The following is a 10,006-nucleotide window of genomic DNA, read 5'->3' on the forward strand; positions in this document are numbered from 1 at the left end:
CCTCGGAGGTGTACAGCGGGTGGGCGGTCGCCACGCGCAGGTCGGCGCCCGGCTCCGGCGAACCGCTGTGGATCCGCACGCCGTTGACGTACGCGCCCTGCCCGCGCACGGCGGTGGCCAGGACGTCCAGGGCCGGGGCGTAGGTCCAGGAGGCGAGGATCTCGCCGTGCTGTGCGAGGGCGACGAGGGTGCAGAAGTGCGGGTCGCCCTCCACGAACTGCCGGGTGCCGTCGACCGGGTCGACGATCCACACGGGCGCGTCCGCGCGCAGCGCTCCGTAAACACGCGGGTCGGCGTGCACCGCCTCCGCCTCCTCGCCGACGACGGCGGAGCCGGGCAGCAGCCGGCTCAGCGAGGCCGTGAGGTGCTCCTCGGCCTTGCGGTCGGCGACGGTCACCAGATCGTGCGGACCGTTCTTCTCGTCGACCTCGTGCTGGGCGAGCTGCCGGAACCGCGGCACGATCTCGACCGCCGCCGCCTTGCGGACGGCCTCTTCAACGTCGGGCAGGCCATGGGTCAGGAACTCTTCGATCATGCCCCCCATCACATCACGGCGGCCCGTCGAGCCCCACCGGGTTCCGCGGCGCCCGGCCGGACAGCGGGTGACATCGGGGTGAACCCGGCCCGGGAGGACACCGTGCGGGGCCGGAGCTAGCCTGGAATGGGGTCGTCCGTGCGTGGAGAAAGGCGGCGGGCTCATGAGGGGACGCGCCAGGAACGCCGTGGCAGTGGCCACGATGGTGGTACTCGCGACCGGGAACGCGGCAGTGGCCTTCGCCGATGACCTGTCCGCCAAGGAGATCTACGAACGGGCGGCGCCGGCGACGGTGCACATCATCGGAACGATGGGATCGGGTACCGGGTTCATCTACGACGCCGACAAGGGGCTCATCCTCACCAACGCGCACGTGGTGCTGGACGAGCCGTCCCTGCGGGTCGGCGTCGAGGACCGGGCCCCGGTGGCCGCCCGGGTACTGGGGATCGACCCGTGCGAGGACCTGGCGGTGCTGACCTTCTCGAACCCCCAACCCGATCTCAAGGCGCTGAAGTTCGCCGACAGCAAGAAGGTCTCCTTCGCCGACAACGTCACGGCGCTGGGCTACCCGGAGTCGATCGAGGCGCAGGGCTCGCAGAAGCCGGTGTTCACCACCGGCGCGGTGCAGAACCCCGACGTCAAGGACACCACGCCGGACCCGGACCTGCCGCGCTACCCGGAGACCATCCAGCACTCCGCCACCATCAACCCCGGCAACTCCGGCGGGCCGCTGCTGAACGGGAAGGCCGAGGTGGTCGGCATCAACACCCTTTCCCTCACCGGAGGGGGCGTGCAGGGGCAGTACTACGCCATCAGCAGCGACCACGTCCGGCCCCTGCTCGACCAGCTGGCCGCCGGTGACGTGAAGAACGACCCCGGCTGGCAGCTGATGTCCGTACAGAACCCGGCGCTGGCCGACCAGTTCGTCGAAGAGGACGCCTCGAAGGTCGCGGCCACCCAGAAGCAGTTCAAGGACAAGGACGGCATGGTGGTCATCTATTCGAGGACCAACTCCCCCGCCTACAAGGCGAAGCTGTATCCGGGCGACGTGATCACCGGCCTGAAGGACACCCCCGTCACCTCCTACGCGGACGTCTGCGACGTACTGCAGTCCGCCGCCCCCGGCGAGACGCTGCCGGTGACCGGGGAGTACGCCCCTCTCACCGCCAACGGCAAGGACGCGAAGGCCGGTGAGGCCTGGACCACCGACCTCGTGATGGACAAGGGCAAGTAGGGCGCGGCTACTGCACGCCCGTGCTCTCCTCCAGGTAGGCGAGCGCCGCGACGGGCTCCTCGGCGAAGAAGACGAGTTCGGTCAGGGGCACGGGCAGGAAGCCCTCCTCCTCCATACGCCGGAACTGCGCCTTGAGGCCGTCGTAGAAACCAGCCGTGTTGAGGAGCACCACCGGCTTCGTGGTCCTCCCGTGCTTCTTGAGCTCCAGGATCTCGGTCGCCTCGTCCAGCGTCCCGGTCCCGCCCACCATGATCACGACTGCGTCCGCCTTGGCCAGCAGCAGCGCCTTGCGTTCCGCGAGGTCGCCGGCGATCACCATTTCGTCGGCGTTCTCGCGCGCCTTGGCCGCCAGGAAGCCGACCGAGACCCCCACGAGCCGGCCGCCGGACTCCTGGACTCCGTCCGCGACGACCTTCATCAGGCCGCTCTCGGAACCGCCCCACACCAGCGTGTGACCGCCCTTCCCGAGGAGTTCGGCGAACTCCCGCGCCGGTCGGGTGTAGCGCTCGTCGAGGTCGGCGGCGGACAGGAAGACGCAGATATTCATACTTCAACAGTACGAGGCGAGGACCGGCAGGAGGGACGACCGGCAGGATGGCGGCCATGACGGATGCACTGACGGGGCCGGCACGGGACTGGTGGGGCCTTGGATTCAACCCGGCGGTCCCGGACGATCTCCTGATCCGCCTGCTCGACGTCGAGCCCGGATTCCTCTTCCGGGACGACCTCTCCCCGGCCGTCCTCGACGCGGCCGTCGACCACCCGGACCGGAAGGTCCGGGGCATCCTCGTGGAGGCCCGGCCCGGGCTGACCCCCGAGCAGTGGAGCCGGCTGCTCGTGAACGAGCCGGGCGTGGCCCGCCGGCAGCTGTTCGTCGAGGACGCGGGGTGGGCCGGCGCCCGGCTCACCCCCGAGGGCCACCGCGCGCTCGCCGCCGACCCCTCGCCGCTCGTCCGGGCCGCGGCGACCGGGCTGCCCGGGATGGGGGCTCCCCTCCTCGGCACCCTCGCGACCGATCCCGATCCCCGCGTGAGGGCCGCCGCCTGCACCCCGGCCTGGCCGCATCTCGCCCCGGCCGCACGCGACGGGCTGCTCACCGACCCCGACGCACACGTCCGGACGGCTGCCCTGCTGCGGCACCACCAGGACGTGCCCCTGGGCCCCGCCGCCCTCGACGCCCTCGCCGCCCTCGACGAGAAGGCCCGCACCCGGGCCCTGAAGACCTGCCGGCTCGAAGCGACCTGGGCCGCCCGCCTCGCCGGCGGCGAAGACGTGGAGGTACGGCTCGCCCTCGCCGAGAATCCACGGCTCCACCCGGCCGCGCTCGCAGTCCTGCTCACGGACGAGGACGAGGGGGTGCGTGCGACGGTCGCCATACGAGCCGACCTGACGGAGGAGCAGCGCGCCGGCGTCCCGGTCGGCATCGAGCCCGGCACGAGGCGCGGGTACGGGCTGCCGTGGGTCCTCGCCCTCCACGACGACTCCGAGGCGATGCGCCGGCTGGCCTCCTCCAGCCACCCCTTCGTCCGCAGCAGCGTCGCCCGGGCGCCCCGCCTCCCCGCCGACGTGGCCGGACTCCTCGCCCGGGACGAGGACCCGACCGTGCGGCTGTTCCTCGCCGAGTCCTGCGACGACGCGCCCGCCGACATGCTCCTGGAGGTCTGGCACTGGTGGGACGGCAGCCTCAGCTTCCCGGGCCGGCCCCGCAGCCACCCCAACTTCCCGCGAGCCGGCCTGCTGCGGTTCGCCGCCGATCCGAACCCGCGGCTGCGGCGGCTCGCCCTTTCCGACCCGGCGTGCACCCCCGATCTGGTCGAGGCGCTCAGCCGGGACGAGGCGGAAGAGGTACGCCGGGACGTGGCACGGGACCCGCGGCTGGCGCCCGGCGCGGCTCTACGGCTCCTCGACGACCCCGAGAAGTCCGTCCGGGCCCTGGCGGCCAGGCACCCGGCCGTACCGACCGACGTACTCCTGCGCCTCCTGGCCGACCCGGCGACCGCCCGCAACGCCTCCTACAACCCGGCGCTGCCCCTCCCCGTCCTGCACCGGATGGTCGAACTCCTGGAAGGGGGAGCCGGCTAGGGGGGCCGGGGGTCAGTCGTGGGCGGGGCCCTCCAGGTTCTTGGTGAACCACTGGAGGGCGTCCGGGATCATCTTCCTGAAGTCCGAGGTCAGGTGCTTGCCGCCGGGCTGCTCGTAGTACTCGATGGCCACCGGCGGGGCCGCCTTGGCCATCCAGCTCTTGACCACGCCCTTCTCGAACGCGTCGGCGCCGCCGGCCGTGACCAGCATCTTCACGTCGGCCTTGCCCTGGGTGACCAGCAGGTCGGGGTTGTTGGCCGCCTTCTCCGCCTCGTGGCCCTGCCACAGGCGCGAGTCCGGGATGAAGTAGCCGTCGATCGGCACCGCCGCCTTGTAGACGTCCGGGTACTGCAGAGCGAGCTTGGCGCTGCAGAACCCGCCCGTGGAGGCGCCCATGACGCCCCAGCTGTCGCGGCCCTTGAGGGTACGGAAATTGGCGCGGACCCAGTCCGGTATGTCCTGGGTCATCCAGGTCGCCATCTTGGGCTGGCCGGGGATGTCCGAACAGTCCAGCGCCCTCTTCTCGTCACTGGTGAAGTTCTGCACCGGCATGACCATGATGAACGGATGGGCCTTGCCCGCCTTGGCCAGCCGCACGTCCTCCTCCTGGATCGGCAGCTCGCTGCCGGCCCAGGTGTTGTAGCCGTTGCTCTGACCGCCCGCGAACAGGGTCAGCACCGGGAAGCCGGTCTTAGCGTACTTGGGGTCGTTGTACTCGGGAGGGAGCCAGACCCACACCTGGCCGGTCACCCCGGACTTCGGTCCGGCCAGCCTGGTCACCGATATCGGCCCGACGGCGGTGTCCCGCGCCTTGGTCAGGGTGGGGGCGGGGCCGGTCGGCATCCGCACCTTTCCCTCCGGCGAGGGCGAGGCGGCTGCGGCGGCAGGGCTGTTCGTCGCCGTCGGAGTCTTCTTCCCCTTGTCGTCCTTCTCGCCCTTGGGGCTCCCACAGCCCGCGAGCGAGACGGCCAGTACCGCTACGGCGACACCGGTCATGACGGCATGCGAACGGGAAGGCTGTCCGAACACGGCGAGAACTCTCCAAAGCGCTGGGCGGAACGCCCGTACGGGATCGCACCTACAGCAGCTTTGCGACAGGGGCCGCGAGGGGCAGGTGGCGTTTGACGTGGCATCTTAGCCCGATCATTCCGGCTCATCGGACGGACCCTGCCGCACTCGCCGTGCTGGGGCGCCCTCCCTCAGACCTCCTCGGCCGTCATCCGGCGAGTGCCGGGATGATCTTCGCGCCGTACTCGTCGATGGTGGCCTCCCTCGCGTCGTGCATGTCGTAGACGGCGAACTGATCGACGCCGAGGTCGCGTAGGGCACGGAGCTTCTCGATGTGGGCCTCGGGCGGGCCCAGGAGGCAGAAGCGGTCGACGATCTCGTCCGGGACGAAGTCGGTGGAGGGGTTTCCGGCGCGGCCGTGGTGGCTGTAGTCGTAGCCCTGGCGGGCCTTGATGTAGTCGGTGAGTTCGTCGGGGACCATGCCCGAGTGCTCGCCGTAGCGGGAGACCAGGTCGGCGACGTGGTTGCCGACCATGCCGCCGAACCAGCGGCACTGGTCGCGGGCATGCGCCAGGGCGGCCGGCGAGTCGTCGGCGGTGACGTAGGCGGGGGCGGCGACGCAGATGGTGACCGATGCCGGGTCGCGGCCCGCCTCGGCGGCGGCGTCGCGGACCGCCTTGACCATCCACTCCGTGAGGAAGGGGTCGGCGAGCTGGAGGATGAACCCGTCGGCCTTCCGGCCGGTCAGGGCGAGGGCCTTGGGGCCGTACGCGGCCATCCAGACGGGGAGTCTGCCGTCCTTGATCCAGGGGATGCGGATCGGGTTGCCGTCCACGACCGCCTCGCGGCCTTCGGCCAGGTCGCGGATGACCTCGATGGCCTCGCCGAGGCGGGCCAGGGTGTTGGGGGCGCGGCCGGCGACCCGCATCGCGGAGTCCCCGCGGCCGATCCCGCAGACGGTGCGGTTGCCGTACATGTCGTTGAGGGTGGCGAAGGTGGAGGCGGTCACCTCCCAGGTGCGGGTGCCCGGGTTGGTGACCATCGGGCCGATGTGCAGCTTCCGCGTGTTGGCGAGGATCTGGCTGTAGATGACGAACGGCTCCTGCCACAGGACCGCCGAGTCGAAGGTCCAGCCGTAGCGGAAGCCGTTGCGTTCGGCGCGCTTCATCAGGCTGATGACCTGCGAGGCCGGCGGGTCCGTCTGGAGGACGATGCCGAAGTCCATGCGGTGCTCCTTGCTGGGGAGTACGGGCCCCGGGGCGTGCGGGCCCCGGCGCCCCCTTACAGGTACTGGCAGGTGGAGCGGTGGACGAAGGCCCCGTGGCCGGCCCGGCCGGTGTACTCGCGCCGGTCGATGACGAGTTCGCCCCGGGAGAGGACCGTGTCGACGCGTCCGGTGATCCGCCTGCCCTCGTACGCCGAGTAGTCCACGTTCATGTGGTGGGTCTCGGCGGAGATGACCTGCTCGGCGTGCGGATCGTAGAGGACGATGTCGGCGTCCGAACCCGGGGCGATGGTGCCCTTCTGCGGGTAGAGGCCGAACATCCGGGCCGGGGTCGCGCAGGCGGTCTCGATCCAGCGGCGGCGGGTGATGTGGCCGTCCAGGACGGCCTGGTGGAGGAGGTCCATACGGTTCTCCACGCCGGGGAGACCGTTGGGGATCTTGGAGAAGTCGCCCCGGCCCAGTTCCTTCTGGCCGCGGAAGCAGAACGGGCAGTGGTCGGTGGAGACCACCTGGAGGTCGTTGGTGCGCAGGCCGCGCCAGAGGGCCGCCTGGTGTTCCTTCGGCCTCAGGGGGGTGGAGCAGACGTACTTGGCGCCCTGGAAGTCCGGCTCCGCCAGGTTGTCGGTGGACAGGAAGAGGTACTGGGGGCAGGTTTCGCCGAAGACCGGCAGGCCCTTGTCCCGCGCCGCCGCCAGCTCCGCCACCGCCTCCTCCGCCGACACGTGGACCACGTAGAGGGGGGAGCCGGCGACCCGGGCGAGCTGGATCGCCCGGTGAGTGGCCTCGGCCTCCAGGAGGACCTTGCGGACCTCGCCGTGGTGGCGCGGATCGGTCTCCCCGCGGGCCAGGGCCTGTTCCACGAGGACGTCGATGGCGATGCCGTTCTCGGCGTGCATCATGATCAGTCCGCCGTTGGACGAGGCCCGCTGCATCGCGCGCAGGATCTGCCCGTCGTCGCTGTAGAACACGCCGGGATAGGCCATGAACAGCTTGAAGGAGGTGACGCCCTCGCCGACGAGGTGGTCCATCTCCTTCAGGGTGTGCTCGTTGACGTCCGACAGGATCATGTGGAAGGCGTAGTCGATCGCGCAGTTGCCGTCGGCCTTGTCGTACCAGGTGTCGAGTCCCTCGCGCAGGGAGCGGCCCACGCTCTGGACGGCGAAGTCGACGATGGTGGTCGTGCCGCCCCACGCGGCGGCCCGGGTGCCGGTCTCGAAGGTGTCGGAGGCGGCGGTGCCGCCGAACGGCAGCTCCATGTGGGTGTGGGCGTCCACTCCGCCCGGGATGACGTACTTGCCGCTCGCGTCGATCGTGCGGTCGGCCGTCCAGGCCGCCGCGGCGGCCGAACCGGTGGCGGCGAGGGCCGCCACGCGGCCGTCCTCGATGAGGACGTCCGCGTGGAGCTCGTCGGAGGCGGTGACGACCAGGCCGCCTCTGATCAGGGTGCGGGTGCTCATGTCGGTCCCCCTACTCGATGCTGCGGAGCGCCTGTCCGAGGATCTCGGCCCCCTCTTCCGCCTCGGCGACGGTGAGGGAGAGCGGCGGCGCGATGCGCAGCACGCTGGTGTCGTGTCCGCCGCCCTTGCCGATGAGCAGGCCGCCCGCGCGGGCCGCCTCCAGGACGGCGGCGGCCGCCTGCGGGTCGGCGCGGTCGGTGCCGGGCTCGGTGAGCTCCAGTCCGGCCATCAGGCCCCGGCCGCGGACGTCCCGTACGGCGGGCGAGGCGGCGGCGAGGGCGCGCAGCCGCTCCAGGAGGAGGCCGCCGACACGGCGGGCGTTGCCCTGGAGGTCGTGGTCCAGCAGGTAGGCGAGGTTGGCGAGGCCGGCCGCCATGGTGACGGGGGAACCGCCGAAGGTGGAGATGGAGTTGGAGTCGAGGCAGTTCATCACCTCGGCGCGGGCGACGACCCCGCCGATGGACATGCCGTTGCCGATGCCCTTGGCGAAGGTGAGCATGTCCGGCGGGCCGTTCTGCGCGTGGGCCTGCCAGCCCCAGAAGTTGTCGCCGGTGCGGCCCCAGCCGGTCTGCACCTCGTCGCTGATCCAGAGGATGCCGTGCCGGTTGAGGACCTCGCGGAAGGCCCCGTAGAGGCCGTCGGGGGGTGAGGTGAACCCGCCGACGCCCTGGACGGGTTCGGCGATGAGGGCGGCCACTCCCCCGCGGGCCTGGCCGAGCACGTCCTCCAGGTCGGCGACGGCGGCGGCGGTGAAGGCGGCGTCGTCGAGGTGGGCGAAGGGGCCGCGGGTGCGGACGGCGCCGTGGACGTAGTACGTCTGGAGCGGGGAGAGGCTGGTCGGGGACCAGCCCCGGTTGCCGGTGATGCCGACGGTGGAGAAGGACCGGCCGTGGTAGCTGTTGCGCATCGCCAGGATCTGGTTGGAGCGGCGGTACGCGGTCGCGAGGAGCAGGGCGGTGTCGTTGGCCTCGGTACCGGAGGTCGTGAAGAAGACCCGGGCGTCGGGGATGCCTGACAGGGCGGCGATCCGTTCGGCCAGCTCGATCATGGGCCGGTTGAGGTAGAGGGTCGACGAGTGGATGATCCGTCCGGCTTGCTCGGAGACGGCCTTGGTGACCTCGGGCAGGGCGTGGGCGGTCATGGTGGTGAGGATGCCGCCGAAGAAGTCGAGGTACCGGTTGCCTTCGGCGTCCCAGACGTGGCGGCCCTCGCCGTGGGTGAGCTCGATGGGGCGGTCGTAGTAGAGCGCGAGCCAGTCGGGCAGGACGGTGCGGTGGCGGCTGTGCAGGGGGGTGGGGTCGGTCACGGCTGTACGAGCCCTCCGTAAGCGTCGGGGCGGCGGTCGCGGTAGAAGGCCCACTGGTCGCGGACCTCCTTGATCAGGTCGAAGTCGAGGTCGCGGACGAGGAGTTCCTCCTCCTTGTCGCTGGCGACCTCGCCGACCCTCGCCGACGAACTGGCCTCGGGGGTCGACGAAGTAGCTGGTGCCGTAGAAGTCGTTGTCCCCGTACTCCTCCTGGCCGACGCGGTTGATGGCGGCGACGAAGTACTCATTGGCGACGGCCGACGCCGGCTGTTCCAGCTGCCACAGGTAGGCGGAGAGGCCGCGGGAGGTCGCGGAGGGGTTGTAGACCAGCTGGGCCCCGGCCAGGCCGAGTTGGCGCCAGCCCTCGGGGAAGTGGCGGTCGTAGCAGATGTAGACGCCGACCCGGCCGACGGCGGTGTCGAAGACGGGCCAGCCGAGGTTGCCGGGGCGGAAGTAGTACTTCTCCCAGAAGCCTTTGACCTGCGGGATGTGGTGCTTGCGGTATTTGCCGAGGTAGCTGCCGTCGGCGTCGATGACGGCGGCGGTGTTGTAGTAGAAGCCCTCGCTCTCCTTCTCGAAGACGGGGACGACGATGACCATCCCGGTCTCGCGGGCCAGCTCCTGCATCCGGCGGACGGTGGGACCGTCGGGTACGGGCTCGGCCCAGCGGTAGTGCTCGGGCTCCTGGACCTGGCAGAAGTAGGGGGCGTTGAACACCTCCTGGAAGCCGATGATCTTCGCGCCCTGTGCGGCTGCCCGGCGGGCGTGCTCCTCGTGCTTGGCGATCATCGACTCGGTGTCTCCGGTCCAGGTGGCCTGGACGAGTGCGGCGCGGACGACTTGGGCCATGAGCTGCTCCTCGCGACGGGAACACCGACTTCTACGCACGTAGACGGTGTGCGTAGGGAGTCGAAGGTAGGCCCCGTCACAGCGTGGGGCAAGACCACGTTGCGCGGTTGGAGTAGTCGATCAAGTTACGTCGCCGCGCGGTCGTTTGCGGTCAGGGGGTGGGCGGATAGCGCGTGCGCGGGAGGCGGGTCCGGGACGGGGGTCAGGTCGTCGGGAGGCCGGATACGCGGAGGGCGTGGGCGAGGTCGCGGTGGCGGGTGGCGGAGAGGGAGCGGGCCGCACGGAGCAGGCGCGGGGGGAACCAGTGCGG

At 71.0% G+C, this 10,006-nt stretch carries 8 protein-coding genes and 1 pseudogene; 2 read left to right on the plus strand and 7 right to left on the minus strand.

Annotated features, from left to right (window positions below):
• The coding region (locus tag VR44_RS16470; RefSeq protein WP_045948262.1) for an inositol monophosphatase family protein at nucleotides 1–535 on the minus strand (535 nt) is incomplete at its 3' end.
• A gap of 202 nt (nucleotides 536–737) precedes the next feature.
• Here VR44_RS16470 and VR44_RS16475 point away from each other — a divergent pair.
• Nucleotides 738–1,769 carry a S1C family serine protease gene (locus VR44_RS16475; RefSeq protein ID WP_245691867.1) on the plus strand — a complete coding sequence of 344 codons (1,032 nt, stop codon included), beginning with the start codon at nucleotides 738–740 and terminating at the stop codon, nucleotides 1,767–1,769.
• Between the two features lie 7 nt (nucleotides 1,770–1,776).
• Here the strand turns inward: VR44_RS16475 and VR44_RS16480 are convergent, their stop codons facing one another.
• Entirely contained in the window at nucleotides 1,777–2,316 is a 540-nt protein-coding gene (locus VR44_RS16480; protein ID WP_045948258.1) for an LOG family protein, read from the minus strand.
• Nucleotides 2,317–2,372: 56 nt separating this feature from the next.
• On the opposite strand from VR44_RS16480, the gene VR44_RS16485 reads away from it, so the two are divergent.
• Nucleotides 2,373–3,851 (plus strand): hypothetical protein, encoded by a 1,479-nt coding sequence (locus tag VR44_RS16485; protein ID WP_052713645.1) that lies wholly within the window; start codon nucleotides 2,373–2,375, stop codon nucleotides 3,849–3,851.
• 12 nt (nucleotides 3,852–3,863) lie between these two features.
• On the opposite strand, the gene VR44_RS16490 is transcribed toward VR44_RS16485, so the two are convergent.
• The 5 genes and pseudogenes from VR44_RS16490 to VR44_RS42665 form a co-directional block, all read right to left on the minus strand.
• Nucleotides 3,864–4,847 (minus strand): alpha/beta hydrolase, encoded by a 984-nt coding sequence (locus VR44_RS16490; protein WP_045948259.1) that lies wholly within the window; start codon nucleotides 4,845–4,847, stop codon nucleotides 3,864–3,866.
• A gap of 220 nt (nucleotides 4,848–5,067) precedes the next feature.
• The gene (locus VR44_RS16495) at nucleotides 5,068–6,084 is read right to left on the minus strand and encodes a TIGR03842 family LLM class F420-dependent oxidoreductase (protein WP_045948260.1); all 1,017 of its coding nucleotides are present in this window, start codon (nucleotides 6,082–6,084) and stop codon (nucleotides 5,068–5,070) included.
• A 56-nt stretch (nucleotides 6,085–6,140) separates the two neighbouring features.
• Nucleotides 6,141–7,541, minus strand: coding sequence for a dihydropyrimidinase (gene hydA, locus VR44_RS16500; RefSeq protein WP_045948261.1), 1,401 nt, complete (start codon nucleotides 7,539–7,541; stop codon nucleotides 6,141–6,143).
• A 10-nt stretch (nucleotides 7,542–7,551) separates the two neighbouring features.
• Nucleotides 7,552–8,847: an aspartate aminotransferase family protein gene (locus VR44_RS16505; RefSeq protein WP_045948264.1), complete on the minus strand. Its 1,296-nt coding sequence runs from the start codon at nucleotides 8,845–8,847 to the stop codon at nucleotides 7,552–7,554.
• Nucleotides 8,844–9,696, minus strand: a pseudogene (locus VR44_RS42665) (nitrilase-related carbon-nitrogen hydrolase). The gene VR44_RS16505 and the pseudogene VR44_RS42665 overlap by 4 nt, the downstream one beginning before the upstream one ends.
• Nucleotides 9,697–10,006: the final 310 nt, after the last annotated feature.

Origin of the sequence: Streptomyces katrae (assembly GCF_000966975.1) — a bacterium.
Classification (GTDB): Bacteria; Actinomycetota; Actinomycetes; order Streptomycetales; family Streptomycetaceae; genus Streptomyces; species Streptomyces katrae.

Coding starts and splice junctions, on each gene's coding strand:
- VR44_RS16475 (WP_245691867.1), top strand. CDS start 738: ATGGTGGTACTCGCGACCGGGAACGCGGCAGTGGCCTTCGCCGATGAC.
- VR44_RS16480 (WP_045948258.1), bottom strand. CDS start 2,316: ATGAATATCTGCGTCTTCCTGTCCGCCGCCGACCTCGACGAGCGCTAC.
- VR44_RS16485 (WP_052713645.1), top strand. CDS start 2,373: ATGACGGATGCACTGACGGGGCCGGCACGGGACTGGTGGGGCCTTGGA.
- VR44_RS16490 (WP_045948259.1), bottom strand. CDS start 4,847: ATGACCGGTGTCGCCGTAGCGGTACTGGCCGTCTCGCTCGCGGGCTGT.
- VR44_RS16495 (WP_045948260.1), bottom strand. CDS start 6,084: ATGGACTTCGGCATCGTCCTCCAGACGGACCCGCCGGCCTCGCAGGTC.
- hydA (WP_045948261.1), bottom strand. CDS start 7,541: ATGAGCACCCGCACCCTGATCAGAGGCGGCCTGGTCGTCACCGCCTCC.